The sequence below is a fragment of the Geodermatophilus sp. SYSU D00758 genome (assembly GCF_054049955.1).
On the sequence record NZ_JBJGYK010000011.1, the window covers coordinates 1 to 21,705 of the forward strand.

The 21,705-nt window shown below is 76.5% G+C and carries 18 protein-coding genes; 10 read left to right on the forward strand and 8 right to left on the reverse strand.

Annotated features, from left to right (window positions below; genetic code table 11):
- Positions 1–5 precede the first annotated feature (5 nt).
- Positions 6–263, reverse strand: coding sequence for a hypothetical protein (locus ACI8AC_RS09840; RefSeq protein WP_456897574.1), 258 nt, complete (start codon positions 261–263; stop codon positions 6–8).
- Between the two features lie 296 nt (positions 264–559).
- Between ACI8AC_RS09840 and ACI8AC_RS09845 the strand changes: the two genes are divergently transcribed.
- The 5 genes from ACI8AC_RS09845 (at position 560) to ACI8AC_RS09865 (ending at position 3,051) form a co-directional block, all read left to right on the forward strand.
- Positions 560–1,012: a hypothetical protein gene (locus ACI8AC_RS09845; protein ID WP_456897575.1), complete on the forward strand. Its 453-nt coding sequence runs from the start codon at positions 560–562 to the stop codon at positions 1,010–1,012.
- Positions 1,013–1,128: 116 nt separating this feature from the next.
- Positions 1,129–1,893, forward strand: coding sequence for an HpcH/HpaI aldolase family protein (locus ACI8AC_RS09850; protein ID WP_456897576.1), 765 nt, complete (start codon positions 1,129–1,131; stop codon positions 1,891–1,893).
- Between the two features lie 9 nt (positions 1,894–1,902).
- Positions 1,903–2,193, forward strand: a complete 291-nt coding sequence (locus ACI8AC_RS09855; protein ID WP_456897577.1) for a hypothetical protein — start codon at positions 1,903–1,905, stop codon at positions 2,191–2,193.
- Positions 2,186–2,464: an SH3-like domain-containing protein gene (locus tag ACI8AC_RS09860; RefSeq protein WP_456897578.1), complete on the forward strand. Its 279-nt coding sequence runs from the start codon at positions 2,186–2,188 to the stop codon at positions 2,462–2,464. The genes ACI8AC_RS09855 and ACI8AC_RS09860 overlap by 8 nt, the downstream gene beginning before the upstream one ends.
- Positions 2,461–3,051: a nitrile hydratase subunit alpha gene (locus tag ACI8AC_RS09865; RefSeq protein WP_456897579.1), complete on the forward strand. Its 591-nt coding sequence runs from the start codon at positions 2,461–2,463 to the stop codon at positions 3,049–3,051. The genes ACI8AC_RS09860 and ACI8AC_RS09865 overlap by 4 nt, the downstream gene beginning before the upstream one ends.
- A gap of 16 nt (positions 3,052–3,067) precedes the next feature.
- Here ACI8AC_RS09865 and ACI8AC_RS09870 read toward each other — a convergent pair whose 3' ends face one another.
- Positions 3,068–4,069, reverse strand: a complete 1,002-nt coding sequence (locus ACI8AC_RS09870; protein ID WP_456897580.1) for an NAD(P)H-dependent glycerol-3-phosphate dehydrogenase — start codon at positions 4,067–4,069, stop codon at positions 3,068–3,070.
- 398 nt (positions 4,070–4,467) lie between these two features.
- Between ACI8AC_RS09870 and ACI8AC_RS09875 the strand changes: the two genes are divergently transcribed.
- From ACI8AC_RS09875 to ACI8AC_RS09885, 3 genes are all read left to right on the forward strand, one after another.
- Positions 4,468–9,957, forward strand: a complete 5,490-nt coding sequence (locus ACI8AC_RS09875; protein WP_456897581.1) for an ATP-binding protein — start codon at positions 4,468–4,470, stop codon at positions 9,955–9,957.
- A gap of 24 nt (positions 9,958–9,981) precedes the next feature.
- Positions 9,982–11,943, forward strand: coding sequence for a 3-oxoacyl-ACP synthase III family protein (locus ACI8AC_RS09880; RefSeq protein WP_456897582.1), 1,962 nt, complete (start codon positions 9,982–9,984; stop codon positions 11,941–11,943).
- A 135-nt stretch (positions 11,944–12,078) separates the two neighbouring features.
- Complete coding sequence (locus ACI8AC_RS09885; RefSeq protein WP_456897583.1) at positions 12,079–12,663, forward strand: hypothetical protein; 585 nt, start codon at positions 12,079–12,081, stop codon at positions 12,661–12,663.
- Positions 12,664–12,685: 22 nt separating this feature from the next.
- On the opposite strand, the gene ACI8AC_RS09890 is transcribed toward ACI8AC_RS09885, so the two are convergent.
- From ACI8AC_RS09890 to ACI8AC_RS09900, 3 genes are all read right to left on the reverse strand, one after another.
- A complete protein-coding gene (locus ACI8AC_RS09890) occupies positions 12,686–14,515 on the reverse strand; it encodes a S9 family peptidase (protein ID WP_456897584.1) in 1,830 nt (609 codons plus the stop codon).
- Between the two features lie 65 nt (positions 14,516–14,580).
- Positions 14,581–14,883 (reverse strand): antibiotic biosynthesis monooxygenase family protein, encoded by a 303-nt coding sequence (locus ACI8AC_RS09895; protein WP_456897585.1) that lies wholly within the window; start codon positions 14,881–14,883, stop codon positions 14,581–14,583.
- Positions 14,884–15,005: 122 nt separating this feature from the next.
- Entirely contained in the window at positions 15,006–15,209 is a 204-nt protein-coding gene (locus ACI8AC_RS09900) for a cold-shock protein (protein WP_456897586.1), read from the reverse strand.
- Positions 15,210–15,465: 256 nt separating this feature from the next.
- Here ACI8AC_RS09900 and ACI8AC_RS09905 point away from each other — a divergent pair, with 256 nt between their 5' ends.
- Positions 15,466–15,717 carry a hypothetical protein gene (locus tag ACI8AC_RS09905; RefSeq protein ID WP_456897587.1) on the forward strand — a complete coding sequence of 84 codons (252 nt, stop codon included), beginning with the start codon at positions 15,466–15,468 and terminating at the stop codon, positions 15,715–15,717.
- Between the two features lie 327 nt (positions 15,718–16,044).
- Here the strand turns inward: ACI8AC_RS09905 and ACI8AC_RS09910 are convergent, their stop codons facing one another.
- From ACI8AC_RS09910 to ACI8AC_RS09920, 3 genes are all read right to left on the reverse strand, one after another.
- Positions 16,045–17,835 carry a helicase-related protein gene (locus tag ACI8AC_RS09910; RefSeq protein ID WP_456897588.1) on the reverse strand — a complete coding sequence of 597 codons (1,791 nt, stop codon included), beginning with the start codon at positions 17,833–17,835 and terminating at the stop codon, positions 16,045–16,047.
- Positions 17,836–18,246: 411 nt separating this feature from the next.
- A complete protein-coding gene (locus ACI8AC_RS09915; protein ID WP_456897589.1) occupies positions 18,247–18,414 on the reverse strand; it encodes a hypothetical protein in 168 nt (55 codons plus the stop codon).
- Positions 18,415–18,592: 178 nt separating this feature from the next.
- Complete coding sequence (locus ACI8AC_RS09920; RefSeq protein ID WP_456897590.1) at positions 18,593–18,742, reverse strand: hypothetical protein; 150 nt, start codon at positions 18,740–18,742, stop codon at positions 18,593–18,595.
- A 761-nt stretch (positions 18,743–19,503) separates the two neighbouring features.
- Between ACI8AC_RS09920 and ACI8AC_RS09925 the strand changes: the two genes are divergently transcribed.
- Positions 19,504–21,639: a DEAD/DEAH box helicase gene (locus tag ACI8AC_RS09925; RefSeq protein WP_456897591.1), complete on the forward strand. Its 2,136-nt coding sequence runs from the start codon at positions 19,504–19,506 to the stop codon at positions 21,637–21,639.
- Positions 21,640–21,705: the final 66 nt, after the last annotated feature.

Below are 21,705 nucleotides of genomic sequence, written 5' to 3' on the forward strand. Positions count from 1 at the left end.
CGGCTTCACCGGGGCGGCGCCGGGGGGCCCCGGGCTCCGCGCGCGCGGGGGGGGGGGGGCCCCGCCCCCCCCCCCGCCGCCATCAGGAAGCGGCGCAGCAGCACCAGCGCGGCGTCGACGTCCGCGACCGTCCACCGGTCCTCGGTCGCCCACCGCTGCACGTCGGTCCGCGACACGACGCGGATGACCACGCCGTCCCCGTGGGGCCACACCCGCAGGACGCAGACCCCGCAGCGGTCCTCACCGGGGGTGGGCGCGGTCACGGTCGCTCCTGCCCGGCGGCCCCGTGCCCGGCCGCTCGCGCCGTCGGGGAGCCGACAGCCGTGGCCGTCATCGCGTTCGCCTCCCGTCGGCCCGTCCCGGCCGCACCCGTCCCGGTCCCCCTCGACGGCCACCGCCGATCCTCCGCTCCCGGCGTCACCGGGGCGTCACCGCAGGAGCGGCCCGGCAGCGGCCCGCAGGGCCGCCGTCCCCCGGGTGCTGGGTGACGGAACGGTGACGCAGCGGTGGCGCAGCGGTCCCTAGCGTCGGGTGCACCGGGGATCGGGGGGAGGCGGTCGTGGCGGAGCGGACCGATGGGCAGACCAGGACCAGGGAGGAGCCCTCCGCCGAGGACCTCCTGGTCCCCGTCGTGCCGGGGGTGATCAGCTCGCTGCTGCTGGAGGGCCTGGGGGAGCTGACCGGCGTGCAGAAGCTCGCCGTGGGCACGGGCCTGGGCGTGCTCGCCTGGCTCGTGCTGCGGCTCCGGCACCGGCCGCGGCGCCAGCAGGAGGGCTCGGTCTGGCAGCGCTGGCGCTGGGCGCTCGTCACCCTCGCCGGCGTGAGCCTGCTGGCGCTGGCCGTCACCGTGGCCGTGTTCGGGCGGCCGACCCCGACCACGGCGATCGTGGCGCTGCTCGCGCTCGGGGTCCTGTACGGGTTCGCGCTGGCCGGGCGGCGGGCGTCCGGGGCGGGGGCGGCCGCGCTGTCCGGTGCCCTGATCGGGCTCTGCCTCGGCATCGCCCTGCTGTGACGCCGCCCTGCTGTGACGCCGCCCTGCCGGTCGGTGCGGCAGGATCAGCCCCGGACGAGGTCCCGGGTCGGCGCCCGCCGGGGGTGCCGCCGGGCCGGGTGGGAGGCGGTCCGCAGATGGCGCTCAGCGAGGTCGACCTGAGGCGCCGGTGGTCGGCGGGGCAGGCCTGCCACGGCCTGTGGAGCCTGCTGCCCGGTGCGGTGACCGCCGAGGTGCTCGCCCGCACCGGCCCGGACTTCGTCGTCGTCGACCTGCAGCACGGTGCCGTGGCCGAGGCCGAGCTGCCGGGGATCACCGCGGCGATCACCGCGGCCGGAGCCGTGCCGCTCGTCCGGACCCGCAGCCCGGGGTTCGCCGACGTGGGCCGGCCGCTGGACCTGGGCGCCCGGGGCGTCATCGTGCCGAGCGTGCGCGACGCCGGGCACGCCCGGGAGGTGGTCGCCGCCAGCCGCTACGCACCGGCCGGTGGCCGGTCGATCGGCCGGCTGTTCGGCGGGGCCGACGAGCCGCTCGTCGTCGCCATGGTGGAGACCGCGACCGCGCTCGACGACCTCGACGCCCTCCTCGCCGTGGAGGCGCTGGACGGGGTCTACGTCGGCCCCGGCGACCTGTCCCTGTCGCTGGGCCTGGCCGGGGACGAGCACCGGGTGCGGCTGCGGGAGGTGCTGTCCTCGGTCGTCGCCCGGGCCGGCGCGGCGGGCGTTCCGGTCGGCGTGCACGCCTACAGCGGCGAGGAGGCCGCCGCCCTCGCCGCCGAGGGCGCCACGATCGTCACCGTCGCCGTCGACGCGGTCTCCCTGGGGGAGTCGGTGGCCCACCACCTCGGCCTCGCCCGCGGCCGGGCGCGGACGGGGCCTGACGGGCCGCCCGCGGCGCGGTAGGAAGCAGGGGTGAGCCGCATCAACGACGTCGGGGGGATGGCCGGGTTCCCGGCGATCTCCGAGGAGCCCGACGAGCCGCCGTTCCACGCCGACTGGGAGGCCCACGTCCTCGCCCTCAACGGGGCGCTGATCCGGCGGGGCGTCTACAACCTCGACGAGTTCCGCGACGCGATCGAGCGGATGCCGCCGCAGGAGTACCTCGCCGCCTCCTACTACGAGCGCTGGTTCACCGCGATCGTCACGCTGCTGGCGGAGAAGGGCGTGGCTGCCCCCGAGGAGCTGGAGGGGCCCGGTGGCTGACCTCGCCCCCGGCGTGCGGGTGCGCACCCGCAGCACCGATCCCGACGGCCACACCCGGCTGCCCCGGTACGCCCGCGGCGCCGTCGGCGTCCTCGTCGAGGAGGCCGGCGTGCACCCGCTGGCCGACGACCGGGCCCGCGGCCGCGCCGGCGCCCCGCAACCGGTGTGGCACGTCCGCTTCGCCGCCGCCGACCTGTTCGGCGCGGGCGACCACACGGTCACCGTGGAGCTGTGGGCCGACTACCTGACCCCGATCGAGGAGGACGCATGAGCGGGACCCACGCCGGTTCGCCGATCGCGGCGCGGGTGCGCCACGTCGAGGCGCTGCTGGAGCGCCGCGGCCTGCTCGACGACGGCGAGATCGACCGCCGGATCGACGAGTTCCTCGCCGGCGGCTCGCCGGCCAACGGCGCGCGGATCACCGCCCGGGCCTGGGTCGACCCGGGGTTCGCCGAGCGGCTCCTCGCGGACGCCAACGCCGCGATCCGCGAGCTCGGGCTCTCGATGTCCGGCGGCCTGCAGGAGCAACGCCTCAAGGTGGTCGCCAACACCGAGGCCGAGCACCACGTCGTCGTCTGCACGCTCTGCTCCTGCTACCCGATCGCGCTGCTGGGCCCCTCGCCCGGCTGGTACAAGAGCGAGGCCTACCGCTCCCGGGTGGTGCGCGACCCCCGCGGCGTGCTGCGCGAGTTCGGCCTGGAGCTGCCGGCGACGACGCGGATCTCGGTCTGGGACGCCAGTGCCGAGTCCCGGTACATGGTCCTGCCGCGCCGCCCCGCCGGGACCGAGCGGCTCGGGGAGGAGGAGCTGGCCGGCCTGGTGACCCGCAAGGGGCTCATCGGCACCGCCGCCGTCTGAGCGGCGCGCCGGGGGCTCAGCCCGGCTGGGACTCGTGCCCGGCCGGGACGGCCCGGGTGAGGCCCCGGTAGGCGTCCGCGGCCCGGATCCGGCCGGTGACGACGTCGGAGATCGTGCGCGCGATCGGCATGTCCAGCCCGTGCTCGTCGGCCAGGTCCACCACCGTGGCCACCGTCCGCACCCCTTCGGCGACCATGCGCATCTCACCGAGCACGTCGTCCAGCGACCGGCCCAGACCCAGCTGCTCGCCGACGTGGCGGTTGCGGCTCTGCGGGCTCACGCACGTGGCCACGAGGTCACCCATGCCGGCGAGCCCGGCCAGGGTGGCCGCCTCCCCGCCCATCGCCACGGCCAGCGTCGTCAGCTCGGCCAGGCCCCGCGACATGACCGCGGCCCTGGTGTTGTCGCCCACGCCCAGGCCCTGGGCCATCCCGGTGGCGATCGCGACGACGTTCTTCAACGCGCCGCCGATCTCGCAGCCGACGACGTCGTGGTGGGTGTAGACGCGGAACAGCCCGCGCTGCACCTCGCGCTGCAGCGCCGCGGCCACCGCCAGGTCATCGGTCGCGATCACGCTGGCCGCGGCCTGGCCGGCCATGATCTCCCGCGCCAGGTTGGGGCCGGTCAGCGCCGCCGCCGGCCGCCCGGGCAGCACGTCCTTGACCACCTCGGTCATGCGCAGGTGGGTGTCCCGCTCGAGGCCCTTGCTGAGGCTCACCACCGGGATCCACGGCGCCAGGTGCGGCCGGACCTGCTCCAGGACCCCGCGGAACGCACCGGTGGGGACGCCGACCACCAGCAGCTCGGCGTGCCGGGCGGCCCGCTCCAGGTCGGCCGTCGCCCCCAGCCGCGCCGGCAACCGGGCACCGGGCAGGTAGGCGCCGTTGGTGCGCTCGCCGCCGATCTCGGCGGCCACGTCGGGGTCGCGGGCCCAGAGCAGGACCTCGTGGTCGCGCCGGCACAGCAGCGCGGCGACCGTCGTCCCCCACGAGCCGGCCCCCAGCACGGTCACCCTCATCGACGTCCTCCTCCGGCGTACCCCCGGGTGACCACCGGCCCGCACCGGTCACCGGCCCGCACAGGATGGGGGTGGACGGCGCGCGGGGCCAGTGCGGAGGCCGCGGGAGCCCGGGACGGCGCCGCCCGGTTTGCCATGACGCAGCTCCCGCAGGATGCTGCGCACGTACCGATCCGGGGCCGGAACGGCCGGGACCGTCGGCGTCCCGGCTCTGGTGACGAGGCGGACACGCCCCTGCTCCGAGGAGGCCCGGTGACGTCGACCCGTACACCCGCCCCGACGGCCGTGCGCGGCCCGGCGGGGGCAGGGGGAGCACCGGCCGGGGTCGCCGGCCCGCGCGTGTAGCCGCTCCCGGCCGGCACCGCCGGCCCGGGACCACCGACAGGGAGGGCGCTCGGGTGTTCGACCGCATCGCCGTCGTCAACCGGGGGGAACCGGCCGTCCGGCTCGTCCGGGCCGTCCGCGAGCTCGATGCCGAGCACGGCCGGCGGACCCGGGTCGTGGCCCTGCACACCGAGGAGGAGCGCCGGGCGACGTTCGTCCGGGTGGCCGACGAGGCCGTCCTCCTGCGCGACGGCGGCGCCCGGTCCCCGTACCTCGACCACGCCGAGCTGGCGCGCGCGCTGCGGGAGAGCCGGGCCGACGCCGCCTGGGTCGGCTGGGGCTTCGTGGCCGAGGACCCCGCGTTCGCCGAGCTGTGCGCCGACCTGGGCGTGACGTTCATCGGCCCGCCGCCGGCGGCGATGCGCCTGCTGGGCGCCAAGATCGAGGCGAAGGTCCTCGCCGAGGAGACCGGCGTCCCGGTGGCGCCGTGGAGCCGCGGCCCCGTGGCCGACCTCGAGGACGGCCGCCGGCACGCCGAGGTCATCGGCTACCCGCTCATCGTCAAGGCGCGCAGCGGCGGCGGCGGCCGGGGGATCCGCGTCGTCCGCGGCCCCGCCGACCTCGACGAGGCGCTCACCCGCACCCGGGTGGAGGCCGAGCGGACCTTCGGCGACCCGGTCGTGTTCATGGAGCGGCTGGTCGAGGGGGGCCGGCACGTCGAGGTGCAGGTCGTCGCCGACCGGCACGGCACCGTGTGGGCGCCGGGCGTGCGGGACTGCTCGGTCCAGCGCCGCAACCAGAAGGTCATCGAGGAGTCGAGCTCCCCAGCGCTGACCGCCGAGCAGGACGCCGCCCTGCGGGAGTCCGCGACCGCGCTGGTCAAGGCGGCCGGCTACGTGGGGGCCGGCACGGTGGAGTTCCTCTACCAGCCCGACGAGCAGCTGTTCACCTTCCTGGAGGTCAACACCCGGCTGCAGGTGGAGCACCCGGTGACCGAGGAGACCACCGGCCTGGACATCGTCAAGCTCCAGCTGCACGTGGCCGCCGGCGGCCGGCTCGAGGGGCCGGTGCCCGAGGCGTCCGGCCACGCCGTCGAGGCGCGGCTGAACGCCGAGGACGCCGAGCAGGGGTTCGCCCCCGCCCCCGGGCGGGTCGAGCTCATGCGCCTGCCCGGCGGGCCCGGGGTGCGCGTGGACACGGGCATGGGCGTCGGCGACGTCATCCCGCCGCAGTACGACTCGATGGTCGCCAAGGTCATCGCCTGGGGCCGGGACCGGCCCGAGGCGCTGGCCCGGCTGCGCTGCGCGCTGCGGGAGACGACGGTGGTGCTCCGCGGCGGGACGACCACGAAGTCCTTCCTGCTCGACCTCCTCGACCGGCCGGAGGTGCAGGAGGGGACCGTCGACACCGGCTGGCTGGACCGCACCGGCGCCGGCACCGGGCCCCGGCCCCTCGGCCGGGCCTGGGTGGCGCTGGTCCAGGTGGCCGTGGACGTCGCCGACGCCGAGGAGGCCCGCGATCGGGCGGCCTTCCTGACCGCCGCGCGCGGCCGCCGCCCGCGCGCCCCGCACGGGGTCGGGCGGACCCTGGAGCTCGGGCACCGCGGGCAGGCCTACCGGCTCACCGTCGCGACCCTGGGCCGCGACCGCTACCGGGTCGGGCTCGACGACCGGACCGTCGACGTCGACGTGGACCGGCTCGGGCCCCTGGAGAGCCGGCTGACCGCCGCCGGCGAGCGGTTCTCCGTCGTCGTGTCGTCGGCCACCGGCTCCTCCCTGGTCGAGGTGGACGGCGAGACCCACCGGGTGGCCCTGGACGTCGGCGGTGTGGTGCGCGCTCCCGCGCCGGCCGTCGTGGTCGCCGTGCGGGTCGCGGTCGGCGAGGAGGTCGAGGCCGGCCAGACCGTCGCCGTGCTCGAGAGCATGAAGATGGAGACGCCGGTGCGCGCGCCGTTCGCCGGCCGGGTCCGCGACGTCCAGGCCGCCGTCAACGCCCAGGTCGACGCGGGGGCCGCGCTCCTGACCCTCGACCGGGCGGGCGGCGAGGCCGAGGAGGCCTCCGGTGAGCGCCTGGAGCTGCCGGCCCCCCGCGACCCGGCCGAGGGGGACCCGGGGGACCGGGCCCGGTCGCTGCTGGCCGAGCTGCAGGCCCTGATCACCGGGTACGACGTGAGCGCCGCGCACGCCCGCGAGCTGGTGGCCGGGTACGGCCCCGCCCGGGACGCCGTCCCCGACGACCCCGAGCTGCTGCGCGGCGAGCTGGCCGTGCTCACCACCTTCGCCGACCTGTGCGAGCTCACCCGCAACCGCCCGGCCAGCGCCGAGGAGGAGGCCGACGCGCAGGTCCACAGCCCGCGGGAGTACTTCCACGCCTACCTGCACTCCCTGGACGTCGAGCGCGAGGCCCTGCCGGAGAGCTTCCGGGCCCGGCTGTGCCGGGCCCTGCTGCGCTACGGCGTGCAGGACCTCGAGCCCGGCCCGGCGCTGGAGGAGGCCGTCTTCCGGATCTTCCTGGCCCAGCAGCGCGTCGCCGAGCAGCTGCCCGCCGTGCAGGCGCTGCTCGACCGCTGGCTCACCGCCGCCGAGCTGCCCGACGGCCCCTCCCGGGCCGAGGTCGGGGAGGTGCTCGACCGGCTGGTCGTCGCCACCCAGCTGCGGTACCCGACCGTCGGGGACCTCGCCCGCGCCGTGCGCTACCGCCACTTCGAGGAGCCGGTGCTCCGGCAGGCCCGGCAGCAGGTCCTCACCGAGGCCCGGCGGCTGCTCGACGAGCTCGACGAGGCCGGCGCCCGCGGCGACGCGGCGGAGAGCATCCGGCGGATCGAGGCCCTCGTGGCCAGCCCCGAGCCGCTGGTCCGCCTGCTGGCGCAGCGCTTCGGACGGCCGACCGCCGTCCCCGACCCCGTTCTCGAGGTGCTGACCCGCCGCTACTACCGCAGCCGCGACCTGGAGAACCTGCGGTCGTCGCTGCTGGCGGGCAGCTCGTGCGTGACCGCCGACTACGACCTGCTGGGCACCCGGCTGCACCTGGTCGCGCTGATGGCCGAGGTCGCCGGGCTGCCGGCCCTGGTCGGCGAGGTCGCCCGCCTGGCCGGGGACGTCGGCGAGTCCCGGACCCTGCTCGTCGACCTCTACCTCTCCTGGCCCGACCGCCCCGCCGACGACGAGGCCGTGGTGGCCGAGCTGCACCGGGCGCTGCGCCCCCTCGAGGCGGTGCCCGCCGTCCGCCGGGTCACCGTCACGGTCTGCACGCCCGACGGGGACGTCGACACGGTGACCTTCCGCGCGTCGCCGGCCGGGCTGGCCGAGGAACGGCTCATCCGCGGCCTGCACCCGCTGACCGCCCAGCGGTTCCAGGTGTGGCGGCTGAAGGAGTTCGACGGCGAGCGCGTGCCCTCGGCCGAGGACACCTACCTGCTGCACGTCACCGCCCGGGAGAACCCCCGAGACGAGCGGTTCGTCGCCATGGCCGAGGTGCGCGACCTGACCCCGGTGCGCGACGAGCAGGGCGAGATCGTCGGCTACCCCACCGCCGAGCGGCAGCTGACCGCCTGCCTGGACAGCCTGCGCCGGGCCCAGTCGCTGCGGCGCTCCCGGCGGCCGCTGGAGCACAACCGCATCCACCTGTACGCCTGGCCGTCGATCGAGGTGCCGCTGGAGCAGATCGCCACCTTCGCCCGCACCGCCGCACCGCTGACCGTGGGCGCCGGCCTCGACCAGATCGTGCTGCTGGCCCGGCTGCAGGAGCCGGGCGGGCCGCCCCGGGAGGTGGCGCTGCGCTTCTCGCACCGGCCCGGCACCGGGGTCCGCATGGAGGTCACCGACCGGCCGAGCGAGCCCATGCGGCCGCTGGACGAGTACACCGAGAAGGTGCTCGGCTCCCGGGCCCGGGGTGCTGCGTACCCGTACGAGCTGGCCCCGCTGCTGGCGGGGCCCGGCGGCGAGTTCGTCGAGCTGGACCTCGACGGCGACGGCCGGCTGGCCCCGGTCGAGCGGCCGCCGGGCCGCAACACGGCCGGCCTGGTGGCCGGGCTCGTGCGCACCCCGACGGCCCGCTACCCCGAGGGCATGACGCGGGTGGCGCTGCTCGGCGACCCCACCAAGGCCCTCGGCACCGTCGCCGAGCCCGAGTGCGCCCGGGTCGTCGCCGCCCTGGACCTGGCCGAGGAGCGCGGGATCCCGGTCGAGTGGTTCGCGCTGTCCTCCGGCGCCCGCATCTCCATGGACAGCGGCACGGAGAACATGGACTGGGTCGCCCGCGCGCTGCGCCGGATCATCGAGTTCACCCAGGCCGGCGGCGAGGTCAACGTCGTCGTCGCCGGCATCAACGTGGGGGCGCAGCCGTACTGGAACGCCGAGGCCACGATGCTCATGCACACCAAGGGCATCCTGGTGATGACGCCGGACAGCGCGATGGTGCTCACCGGCAAGCACTCCCTCGACTACTCCGGCGGGGTGTCGGCGGAGGACAACTTCGGCATCGGCGGCTACGACCGCGTCATGGGGCCCAACGGGCAGGCGCAGTACTGGGCGCCGCACCTGGCCGCCGCCGTCGACCTGCTCTTCCGGCACTACGACCACACCTACCGGGCGCCCGGCGAGCGCTGGGCCCGGCCGGCCGGCACCGACGACCCGCGCGACCGGGACGTGCGGGAGTTCCCGCACACCCACCCGGCCAGCGACTTCAGCACCGTGGGCGACGTCTTCTCGGCCGAGGCCAACCCGGAGCGCAAGAAGGCCTTCGACATCCGCACCGTGATGCGGGCGGTCACCGACACCGACCACCCGGTGCTGGAGCGGTGGGCCGGTATGGCCGACGCCGACACCGCCGTCGTCCTCGACGCCCACCTCGGCGGCCACCCGGTGACGGTCGTCGGCGTGGAGTCGCGGCCGATCCCCCGGCGCGGCAGCCACCCCGCCGACGGCCCGGACCAGTGGACGGCGGGCACGCTGTTCCCGCGGTCGTCGAAGAAGACCGCCCGCGCCATCAACGCCGCCAGCGGCAACCGGCCCCTGGTGGTCCTGGCCAACCTCTCGGGCTTCGACGGGTCACCGGAGTCCCTGCGCGAGGTCCAGCTCGAGTACGGCGCCGAGATCGGCCGGGCCATGGTCAACTTCGACGGCCCGATCGTCTTCTGCGTGATCTCCCGCTACCACGGCGGCGCCTTCGTCGTGTTCTCCGGCGTCCTCAACGACAACATGGAGGTCCTCGCCGTCGAGGGGTCCTACGCCTCGGTCATCGGCGGGGCCCCCGCGGCCGCGGTGGTCTTCACCCGCGAGGTGGACCGGCGCACCGCCGCCGACCCCCGGGTGCGCGAGCTCGAGGCCGCCATCGCCGCGGCCGACGCGGTGCAGCAGGCGCACCTGCGCGCGGAGCTCGCCGGTGTCCGCACCGCCGTCCGGTCGGAGAAGCTCGGCGAGGTCGCCGACGAGTTCGAGGCCGTCCACGACATCGAGCGGGCCCGCCGGGTCGGCTCGGTGCACGCCATCATCCCGGCCGCCGAGCTGCGGCCCCGCCTCATCGCCGCCGTCGAGCGGGGGATGGAGCGCGCTCCCACGACCTGACCGCCCCGTCACGAGAGGACTCCCGTGAACGCCTTCGTCCTGAACCGGCACGGCCGCATCGTGTTCCCCTCGAACATCATGCCGGAGCTCGACTTCTCCACCCTGGAGACGCTCGACCAGCTCGACAGCGTCATCCGGCGCGACTTCGAGACGAAGGCCCCCAGCGGGACCGAGATCCTCGAGAAGGTCCGCACCGGCGGCTACGGCACGCGCTACGACCTGATGCGGGACATGGCCCTGAACCTGTTCTGGGCCAACCGCTTCTCGATCACCATGTACGACAAGCGGCCGACCCGGTGGGGCGACCTGCCGCGCACCCGCCCCGAGGTGTTCCTGCCCGTCCTCGAGCCGTGGGAGGACGGCGAGGCCAAGGTGTCCGGCGTCCAGGACGCCTACCCCCGGCTGCCGGCCCGGTGGGACGACGCCTGCGAGGACCGCGTCTTCGAGATCCTCTTCGACGTCTTCGCCAACCGGCGGCACCACGCCTCGACGCTGCCGGCGATCAAGCCCACGGTCGCCGAGTTCCTGGAGCAGCCGGGTGCGCTCACCTTCCGGCTGCCGCACTACGACCCGGACTACCCCGTCTACGACTACACCGACATCCTCGACGTCTCCGAGGACGTCCCCGAGCTCGAGGCGCTGCACCGCTGGGCCATGGTGCTGCACAACCAGTACCCGTGGGAGCGGTCGCAGGTGGAGCTGGCCGACGTGAGCCGGCTGCGCGACGACGACTGGGTCGTCGCCTTCCACCCGCGGGACAGGGAGGTGCGGGCCTTCCTCCGCCGGCTGCGCGGCGGTGCCGAACCCCGGCGCGCCGCCGGCCCGCGCGAGTCCCGGCCGCCGGTCCGGCCCTACCCGGAGCTGGACGTCCGGCAGCGGTTCGGCGTGCAGCCGCGGATCGAGGCGCTGGCCGTGGTGCACGGCGACCAGGTGTGCGACAACGACGACCTCATCCGCAACACCGCCTACAACTGGTCGCCGATGAGCGCCGAGGAGATCGCGTCGAAGACCGGCATCGAGCAGCGCGAGTACAGCTCGCTGCCGCTGGAGGACCTCGCGCTGCAGGCCGCCGAGGCGGCGCTGGACAAGGCCGGCCGGCAGCCGGAGGAGATCGGCGCCGTCCTGGTCTGCACCTGCACCAGCTCCCGCCTCATCCCGTCGCTGGCCACCTACCTCTGCGGCCAGCTCGGCATGCACCAGGTCTACGCCGCCTACGACCTCATCGCGGCCTGCGCGGGCATGCCCTACGGCGTCGCCGACGCCGTGCGGATGCTGCAGGAGGTCGAGCGGCCGGTCCTCGTCGTCTGCGTCGAGAAGTTCTCCGACAAGATCGGCAACGTCCGCACCTCGCGGATGATCTTCGGGGACGGCGCGGCGGCGCTGGTCGTCGGCCCGGCGCCCGAGGGCACCGACGGCGACATCGACTACATGAAGACCTACGCCAGCGGCCCGGCCAGCGAGGTGAACTCGATCCTCTGGCCCAACCCCGAGTTCGACAACAACATCACGGTGTTCGGCCCGCAGGTGAAGGCGCTGGCCGGCCGCTACCTCTCCCAGATGATCGACGAGCTCGGGCAGCTGCCGGCCCCGGACGGCCGGGAGGGGTCGCTGCTGGACGCGATCGACCTCATCGTGCCGCACCAGGCGAACAAGACGATGGTGATCGGCCTGGCCGAGCGGGCCGGGCTGACCGCCGACCAGCTCTACTTCAACATCGAGAAGGTCGGCAACACCTCCTCGGCGAGCATCCCGCTGGCCATCCACGACGCCGTGCGCGACGGCGTCATCACCGAACCGGTGCGCATCTTCGCGCCGGGCTTCGGCGCGGGGGCCGTCGCGGGCTACGCGGTGCTGCGGCTGGACCCCGCCGTCGTCGCCGTCGCCGGGGCGGGCGGGTCCCGCCGCGAGGACGCCGGCGCCGCGCCGTCCACCCGGCAGCGGGACGACTCCCCGGCCTCCGAGGAGGTGCGGGAGGCCTTCGGCTGAGCACCCCCCGCCCGCCCGGCCGCGCGCCTACGCTGGGAGGACCGGTGGGACGCCGGCGGCCGGGTCGGCGCCGCGGCCCGCCGCCGCGTCCGCGCGCCGAGCTGTGGGGGGACGATGTCCGACGGTCCCGCGTCGATGCCGGTCCTGAGCCGGGGCAGGCACCGCAACCCGGCCCGCGGTGCCTGCTTCATGGAGTACACCGCCCTGCTGGCGGGGGAGCCCTTCAGCGACGCGCCGGACTGCGTCGACGGCGAGCTGGCGGCCGTGCTGCGGCACGCCAACGACCGGTTGTCGGCGGCCGACCGGCCACGGCTGGTGCCCCTGCTCGGGCGGGCCATCGGCCTGGTGGTCCCGCCCCCGGTCGCGGCCGGCCCGCCGCGCCGTCCCCGCCGGGCGCGGCAGGCCGTCCCCGCCGGCGCCGGACCGGTCGTCGCCCGGCTCCGGCGGACGGTCTCCCGTCGCCTCACCGCCGCCCTCGGCCTGCAGCCGTCACCGTCCGAGTGGGCCCGGTACGCGTCCGGCCGCGACGTCGACCGGTTGTTCTGGGCCCTGATGTCCGAGCCCTGGCCGGTGCGCACCTCGGCCGCCTACGTCGACCGGCTGGTCGACCGGCTGGTGCTGCTGCACGAGTGCTACGAGCAGGCCGTGGAGGAGCTCGGGCTGCCGGCCGGGCGGCGCCCGGCCGTCCCCTCGGCCGCCGGGGCGGCCCCGGTTCCCTAGCCGGCAACCGGGCCGGGCTCCCTCACGAGGGGGCGGGCTCACGAGGGGGCGTGTCCAGGACCCGGTCGAGGAAGTCGAGCGCCCGGGGGAGCGCGTCGAGGCGGTTGGCCAGCCGCGCCAGCCCGTGCCCCTCGTCGTCGTAGACGAGCAGCTCGCAGGGCACGCCCCGGCTCCCGAGGGCGGACGCGAGCTGCCTGGCCTCCGCCACGGGGACCCGCGGGTCGTTCGCGCCGTGGACGACGAACAGCGGAGCGCGGATCTCCCCGGCCCGCCGCAGCGGCGAGGCGACGGCGAGGAAGGCCCGGTCGGTGCGCAGCGACCCGTACTCGCGTTCGCGGTGCGCGCGCCGGTGGTCCGCCGTCCGCTCCAGGAAGGTGATCAGGTCGCTGATGCCCACGATGTCGACGCCGGCGGCCCACAGCCCCGGCTGGAACGCGCACCCGGCGAGCACCAGGTACCCGCCGTAGGAGGTGCCCCACAGCGCCACCCGGGCCGGGTCCACGCCCGCGCCGACCAGCCAGCCGTGCACGGCGGCGAGGTCGTGCAGGCAGTCCAGGCGCCGGGTGGTGTCGTCGAGGGCGGCGTGGCGCCGGCCGTGGCCGGTGGAGCCCCGCACGTCGGGCAGGGCGACGACGTAGCCGCGGGCGGCCAGCGCCTGCACGACGGGGGAGAAGTCGGTCAGCGACTGGCCCTCGGGCCCGCCGTGCAGCACGACCACCCCCGGCGGGGGCGGGGCGCCGGCCGGGGGGTCGGGCCGGTGCACCAGGAGCGGCACGTCGACCCCGTCGGCGCTGGTGACCGTGTGCCGCTCCGGGCGCCGCAGCCGCGCCGGGTCGACCGGGAGGTGGTCGCGGGCCAACGGCTCCGGGGGCGCGTCCGCGCGCAGCCGCCAGACCCCGGGCGGCAGGCCCGGCGCGGTGCAGGTCGCCAGCACGCTGCCGTCGTCGGCGACCAGCGGATCGGGCAGCAGGTGGCTCCAGGCCATGACCGTGTCCGGGTCGGGGAGCCGCAGCACGCCCCGGGACGCCGTGGTCCGGGCGTCGAACAGCTCGCCGGCGCTGCTGCCGTGCACGTCGGTCACCGCCAGCAGGGTCCGCCCGTCCGGGCTGGTCCACCCCGCGACGTCCCAGGGCGGTGCCAGCACGACGCTCGCCCCGTCGGTGGTGAGGTCGACGCTGACGAGGGCGCAGCGGTCCCGGCCCCGGTCGCTGCTGACGACCAGGGTGGTCGCGTCGACCCAGGCGGGGGCGCCGACCAGCGCCGCCTCGTCGGGGTGGGGGAGCACCACCCGCGCGCGGCCGGTCGCGACGTCGAGGAGCAGCAGGTCGGTGTCCCTCGGGCGCGGCCCCGGGCGCAGGACCGACAGCCACCGGCCGTCCGGGGAGAAGCCGGAGGCCGGTTGCCACCAGCCGTCGCCGCGGTGCAGGAGCCGCTCCTCACCGGTGTCGGGGTCGAGCAGCCAGACGTCGAAGACGGCGCGGTCCCGGCGGTTGGCGAGGACCGCCACCGTCCGGCCGTCGGGGCCGACCCCGGCGAGGCGGTGCACGGCGGCGGGGTCGGAGGTGAGGTCCCGCCGCACCGGCCGGTCGCGGGACGGCGGGCCGTCGAGGTCGAGCAGCCACAGCCGGCTGCGCTCGTCCCCTCCGGCATCGCCCTCCACGACGGCCTGCCGGCGTCCGGGCCGGTAGCGCGCCGTGGTGACCCGCTCCTCGCCCGCGGGGAGCGGCCGCACCGCCCCGGCGTGCCACTCCGCGAGCCGGTCGACGCCCGACGCGTCGGTGCGCAGCAGCAGGCGGTCGCCGGCACGGTCCAGCACGGCGGTGGAGCGGGCCCGGAGCAGCTCAGCCAGCACGGGACCCGCCCGGGGCTGCCGCGGTGCGGGCGGGCGCGTGCCGTGGACCGGAGGGGCCGGGTCGGTCAGCCTCGGCGGGCGTCGGCCACCACCTCGAACCACTCGGTGCGGCTGGGCTCGGCCTCGAGCCGCTCGAGCGTCGACCGCTGCTCGAGGAAGGCGGGGTCGTGGTGCCAGGCCTCCCAGTCGCCCCGGCTCTCCCAGGTGCCGACGAGCACCCGCGTGCGGGGGTCGTCCGCCGGGGTGAGGAGCTGACCGGAGACCCACCCCGGCCGGTCGTGCGCCGACTCGAACCGGGCGCGGACCGCCGCGTCCCACTCCGGCTCGCCGCCCGGGCGCAGCCGGGTCGTCGTCACCACGGTCATCATCGCGAGCTCCTCCGCCGGAGGGTCCCTCCTGGCCACCCAGTCTCACCCGTGGCGGGCACCCCGGCCACCGACGCGAGGAGGGGGCACGGCGACGTGTCGCCGTGCCCCCTCCCGTCGTCCGCTCAGAGCGCGCGGACGTTCTCCGCCTGGGGGCCCTTCTGGCCCTGGGTGACGTCGAACTCGACCCGCTGCGCCTCGTCCAGCGACCGGTAGCCGGTCCCGGAGATCGCGGAGAAGTGGCAGAAGACGTCGGGGCCGCCGCCGTCCTGCTCGATGAAGCCGAAGCCCTTCTCCGCGTTGAACCACTTCACGGTGCCCTGGGTCATGTCGTTCTCTCTTCCGTGCTGTCGTGTCAGGGCCGACGACCGTCGGTCCTGGGTCGCCGCACCGACCGGCAGGACCGAGGGGAACGTCAGGCAGAGACGACTGCGGACGTCCGAGAACGAAGCAGAGGCACAACGGCGACCGGGACCGAGTGTAGACGTGCCGGCGCCGGTCACGGTGCCGCGTCGACGGGACGACCCCTGCGGCGCGTCGTCCCACCGGGTCGACCCGGGACCGTCGACGGGGGAGCCTGGGTCGATGGACATCACCACCGTCAACGACCGGCACCTGTACCGGGGCCGGGTCGTGGTCCAGGACCCGGAGGACCCGTCCCGCCGGACGGAGCTGGCCGACCGCATCGTCCGGTTCGGGCCCGCCGGCTGGCTGACGGTGGTGGCGGCCCTGGCGGAGGACGCCGAGATCGAGGTCTACCCGACCGGCCGCGTCCTGGCCGTCACCGGGCTCCGCGAGGTCGGGGTCGACCGCCCCGGGCGGCGCGCGACCGCGTGAGGGTGCCGCGGGACGCGACGAGGCCGGGGTGGTCCCGGGCGCCGGCAGCCCCCCGGACCACCGGTCACCACCGCAGGGGGTCGGTCAGCCGGGACTGCGCCGTGCGGCACACCCGGCAGTTCCCCCAGGTGACGATGGCCAGCGGCGTCGTGGGGGAGCCGCACTCAGGGCACTCGACGGACTCGTGCGACCGTTCGCGGGCCTCGGCCCTCTGGCGGGAGCGCTCCTCGTGGATCGCCTCGTCCCCCCGGCAGGGGCAGCCGAGATGAGCCTCGGTGCAGCGTCCACGGTGTGCGGCGATGAGGCCTCCTCTGTCCGTGGGTGACGCTACGCCTGCCGGCGTCCGGCTCCGCGCCGTGCCACCCGGGTCCCGCCGCCGGCCCGGCCGTCCACCCGCCGCGCGCCCGTCGTCGGACGGCGGTCCCGCTCACCGCCACGGCGGCCGGCCGGGGCCCTGCAGGGGCGGCAGGTGGTGAACCACGGGGCGATCGCGGTGCCGCAGCCCCCGCACCTGCCGGTCCGGGCGAGGGAGATGGCATCGGGGAGCAGTTCCGCGATCGCCTCGGCGCACTCCTCCTCGACCCAGGCGGCGTCGTCGGTGTCCAGGCCGGCGACCCCGGGGAACTGCCGGAGCAGCATCTGGGCGTCACGCGCCCCTGCGGCAGCCTGCTCGAACTCCGCCACGCCACCGCCGCGCGGGACGTCGGGCAGCACGGTCTCCGGTCGCACGGGCAGGCCGGCGGCGTGCTCCAGGGCGGCCCTGGCCAGCACCAGCCAGCGGGTACGCCGCGGCGGGTTGTGGTCGATGGGCAGGTTGGCCAGGCGCCAGACGGTGTCCAGGTCGCCGACGGCGCGCAGCGGACCCCGCAGCAGCGGCAGCAGCACCTGCACCCGCAGGACCAGGCCGGTGACGTCGTCGGCGGTCACCGCCTCGTCGCGGGTGGCGGTCCGTGCCCACGCCATCCACCGCGTCAGCGCCTCGGGCAGGTCGACGGCCTCGAGGGCGCCGAGGTCCGCGAGCTCCGGCCGCAGCCGGGGGGCGCGCCGGGGGAGGTCGCTGGCCGCGTCGCCGCGGGCGACGGCCGCTCCGGCCAGGAGCAGCCGCGGGTCGGGGTCGAGTCCCGTGACCCCGGTCAGCACGCCGACCCGGCCGTGGCCGGTGAGGCCGTACCGCCCCGCGCGACCGGCGATCTGGGCGGTCTCCCAGGTGCGCAGGGGGCGCACCTGCGCCCCGTCGAACTTGGTGGTCTCGGCGAAGAGCACGGTGGTGGCCGGCACGTTGATGCCGTGGCCGATGACGTCGGTGGTCACCAGCACCTCGATCTCGCCGGCGGTGAAGCGCTCGATGACCTCGCGGCGGGTCGCGGGGGGCAGCGCCCCGTAGAGGACGCCGACCTTCCCCGGCCGGTGCCGGTCGAGCGTGGCGGCGACGGAGTAGACGGTGGTCCGGGAGAAGGCGACGACGAGCGTCTGCGGCCGCACCCCGGCCGGCCGCACCGGGGCGCGCAGGACGTCGAGCCGGGACAGCCGCTCGTGCCGGACCACCGTGATGCGCTCGGCGTCGGACACCAGGGGCTCGAGCAGGGGGTGGGCCTCGGCGGCGCTGATCAGGTGCATCTCGCGGTACTCGCCGGTGAGCAGCAACCGGGCCCAGTGGTGCCCGCGCTCCGGGTCGGCGACCCAGTGCGACTCGTCGAGGACGAGCAGCTGCCCGCGCGGGGGCGCCTTCTCGACCGTGCAGCAGACGATCGGGGCCTGCGCGTCCACCTCCTCCTCGCCGGTGGACAGGCCCACCGTGCCGGGCGGGAGCGCGGCCGCCAACTTCGCGTAGGCCTCCTGGGCGAGCTGGCGCAGCGGAGCGGCGTACACCCCGGAGCCGGTCGCGGCCAGGGCCTGCAGCGAGTCGTGCGTCTTGCCGGAGTTGGTGGGGCCGAGGTGGAAGACGACCACCCCGGGGCGCGTCGCGCGGACGGGCAGCGAGGGCGCAGCGCCGGCCACCCAGTCCTGCTGGGCCCGCCTCTCCTCGCGGGCGGCGGCGCGGTCGGGCGCCGGGCCGGTCGGCCGGCGGTCGGCGGAGCGCTCCCGGCGTCGGTGGGTGGCGGAGCGGGGGTGGGTCACGGGCAGGAGGTGTCCTTCGGGGATGAGGTGCGCGGGGTGGGTCGACCCGCGGCCGGCGGGGACCCTCGCCCGGGGAACACCGGCGGCGCCCGGTCCATGCCCGGTCGGCCCGGCGCACGGACCTGCCCTCACCGCGAGGCCCCCGCGGTGGGGGCCGAACGGGGACGGCGGGGACGCACGACGGTCGCCCGGTGGGCGCCGGACGGCGGGCGAGGGAGCCGGGCGCGCTGGCCGTGGGGACCGCGATCCGCCCGGTCGTGACCGAGGGGGACCCACCCGGTCCTACCCCGGGGTACCCGGCCCGTCCGCGCGGTGGGGCACCGAGCCAGGGCACGCCGGTGTGACCGGTCGGCCCGTGCGGACGGCGCAGACCGCGACGACCCGTCGGGAGCACTGCCGGGCGTGCGTGGTTCAGGCCTCCCCGCCCAGCTCCGCATCGTCCAGTTCTCGTTGCCGGCGCCGGTCCTCCTCGACGTCGGCGCGCGCGTCGGCGTCCTCGCGGGCGAGGGCATCGGTGGTCCGATCCCTCGCGGTCCGGGGCCTCCCTCGGCTGCCTGCGTCCTGCGACTCGGTGCTCATGGCACGGCTCCCTCCGGTCGGTGGGTGGACGCGGTCGCCCGGGAGGGTGAGCCGTCGAGGCGACCCCCGCGGACCGCGCTCCGGGCGCAGGGGACGGATGCGGCGTGGTCGACGGGCGGGGCCACGTCCCGGACGGGCCACGCCGTCGGCGCCGGGCCCGAACCCGGGGCGGCGGGGCTCAGTGCTTCTTGTCCCGGGTCAGCCGCTCCATCTGGGACGGGGCGTCGGCCTTCGCCTTGCGCTCGAGGCGCTTCTCCTTGATCGACTTGCCGGACTTCTTCGACATCGTGTGTCGAGGGGACTTGTCGGCCATGTCGCGCTCCCTCACCGGGAACCTGAGCGGCTCCGTGTCTGGACGGTACGCCCCCCGGATGGCGTCGTCCGCGCGTGATGGGGTTCTTCCCCAGGGTGGCGGGGTGGCGGGGTGGTGCGGTTCGCCTCCACCGACCGGACGGGTGAGCCGCCGGTCGGCCCGCGCAGCTCCAGGGCGTCCCCGGCGGGCCTCTCGTCGGTCGGTCACGGCGGCACCTCGCCGTCATCGCACCGCTCGACCCAGGTCCCGCTCCGCCCGCGGGGGTACCGGTGACGGCGGTGCTCGCCCGGCGACCGCGCAGCCGGTCCCGCACGGCCGCCGGGCTGTGCAGGTCGCCACCTCCGCACGCGCGCGGGCCTGCTCGCGCGACGCGTCCGCGCCCGGCGGCACGAGAACGCAGCGGGACCCCGGCGGTCCACCCGTCCCGGCGGTCCCCGTCCGAGCGGGGCGACGTGCGGGCGGCGGGTGGGAATTGCATACTCTCGGACACGTTGCACCGGAGGTACCGATGCGAGGACCGAGCCCGGTCCTCGGCCGGGACCCCCGCGTCCCGTGGTCCCCCGCGCACCCGCCGGCGGCCGTGCACCGGCCGCGAGGTCCACCGGGGCCCGGCAGGGCCGACCGGGCCCGCCGTGGCCCGCGCCGTGGCCCCCTGGGGAGCCGCGCCGGGCGTCCCGGTGACCGGGGCCGCGGAGGGCCTCGGCCGCCCGGCCCGCGGGACGGACGGTGCAGCGTGCTGCCGGGGCGCCCGTGCCCGGCATGTGGAGGAGGAGTTCGTGGCTCGAGCAGGCCAGCGCCAGAGGGGCGCTCGCCGTCCCGCCGCCCCGCGGAAGCAGCGACCGGTCCGCCAGCGCGGCGACGTCGTCTCGCTGCTCGCCCGGACCGTCCGCGAGGTCGAGGCGGCCACCCAGCGCGGCCGCGTGACGCCCGAGGTGCGCGCGAAGTTCCAGGCCGTCGCCCTCCTGCTGCGCGACGAGCGCGCCCGCGTCCGGGAGGCTGCCGGTGGCGACGGCCACCGGGCCGAGCAGCTCAAGCGGCTGGACGGCATCGCGACCGTCCTCGCGACGACCGCCGTCCGGGACGCCGGGCTGCTGGCGCTGCTCGCCGACGACGCCGTCGTCTCCGACCGGGCCCGGTCGCTCAAGGCGGAGATGCTGCGCGACGTCGGGCTCGAGCCGGCCCCCGAGGACGTCGCGCCGGCGCCCACCGCGGAGCCCCCCGCGGGCGCGGAGCGGCGCGTCGTGCCGCAGTCGGTGGTCTCCCGGCAGCTGGCCAACCCCTTCCTCGCGCCCGACTACTCCGCCGTGCCGCAGCGCCCGTCCCGTCCCCGCCGCCTGGCCGGGTGGGAGCTGCTCGGTCCGCTGCTCAACTCCTTCGAGCGCGCCGGCGGCGGCGCCCCGGCGTGCATGGAGCTGCCCGAGCCGACCGACCGGTTCGCCCCGGCCGAGCTCGAGCCGATGCCGCACCAGGGCCGGCTCGTCGCCGCCGCCGCGGCCGGCCACCGGACCTTCCTGCTCGCCGACGAGCCCGGCCTGGGCAAGACGGCGCAGTCGCTGCTCGCCGCCGAGGCGGCCGAGGCCTACCCGCTGCTCGTCGTCGTCCCGAACGTCGTCAAGACCAACTGGGCGCGCGAGGCCGCGCGCTGGATCCCGCACCGCTCGGCGACCGTGGTCCAGGGCGACGGCGAGACGGTCGACGGCTTCGCCGACGTCGTCGTCGTCAACTACGAGGTGCTCGACCGCCACGTGGGCTGGCTCGGGGACTTCGGTTTCCGCGGGATGGTCGTCGACGAGGCGCACTTCATCAAGAACAAGACCGCCCAGCGCTCGCAGCACGTGCTCGCGCTGTCCGATCGCATCCGGTCGCGCACGCAGCAGCCGCTGCTCATGGCCCTCACCGGGACCCCGCTGATCAACGACATCGAGGACTTCCGGTCCATCTGGCAGTTCCTCGGCTGGATCGACGAGTCGCAGCCGATCGGCGAGCTCATGGACGCGCTGGAGGAGACCGGCCTGACCCCCGCGGACCCGGGCTTCTACCCCGCGGCGCGGCAGGACGTCATCGACCGGGGCATCGTCCGGCGCCGCAAGGTCGACGTGGCCGCCGACATCCCCGCCCGCCGCGTCGCCGACCTGCCCGTCGAGCTCGACGGGGCGGCCGGCCGGTCGATCCGGGCGGCCGAGCAGGACCTCGCCCGCCGGCTGGTGTCCCGCTACGAGTCGGCGCTGGCCGCGCGCTCGGGGGCCACGGAGGTCGAGGGCATCGATCACGACCTCGTCCGGACCGTCGCCGGGTGGGAGCTCAAGGACGCGAACGGGACGTCGACCGGCGAGAACGTGTTCGGCATGATGCGCCGGATCGGCCAGGCCAAGGCCGGCCTGGCCGCGGACTACGCCGCCCAGCTCGCCCGCAGCGCCGGCAAGGTCGTCTTCTTCGCCAAGCACGTCGACGTGATGGACGCCGCCGAGGAGACCTTCGACCGGCTCGGGGTCCGGTACTCGTCGATCCGCGGGGACCAGACGCCGTCGGCGCGGCAGAAGCAGATCGACGCGTTCGTGAACGACCCCGGGGTCGCCGTCGCCGTCTGCTCGCTGACGGCGGCCGGCGTGGGGCTGAACCTGCAGGTCGCGTCGAACATCGTGCTCGCCGAGCTGTCCTGGACCGACGCGGAGCAGACCCAGGCGATCGACCGCAGCCACCGCATCGGCCAGACCGAGCCGGTCACCGCGTGGCGGATCATCGCGGCCCAGACCATCGACGCCCGGATCGCCGAGCTGATCGACAGCAAGGCGGGGCTGGCCGCCCGGGCGCTGGACGGGTCCGACGAGGAGGTCGCCTCCTCGGCCGACGTGCAGCTCGAGGCGCTGGTCGCCCTGCTGACCGACGCGCTCGGGAACCGCTCGGCGGTCTGACCCGGCGGGGCAGGTGCCCGGCCACGTCTCATCCTCCGGGTACGAGTCCGGCCGGCCGGGGCGTCG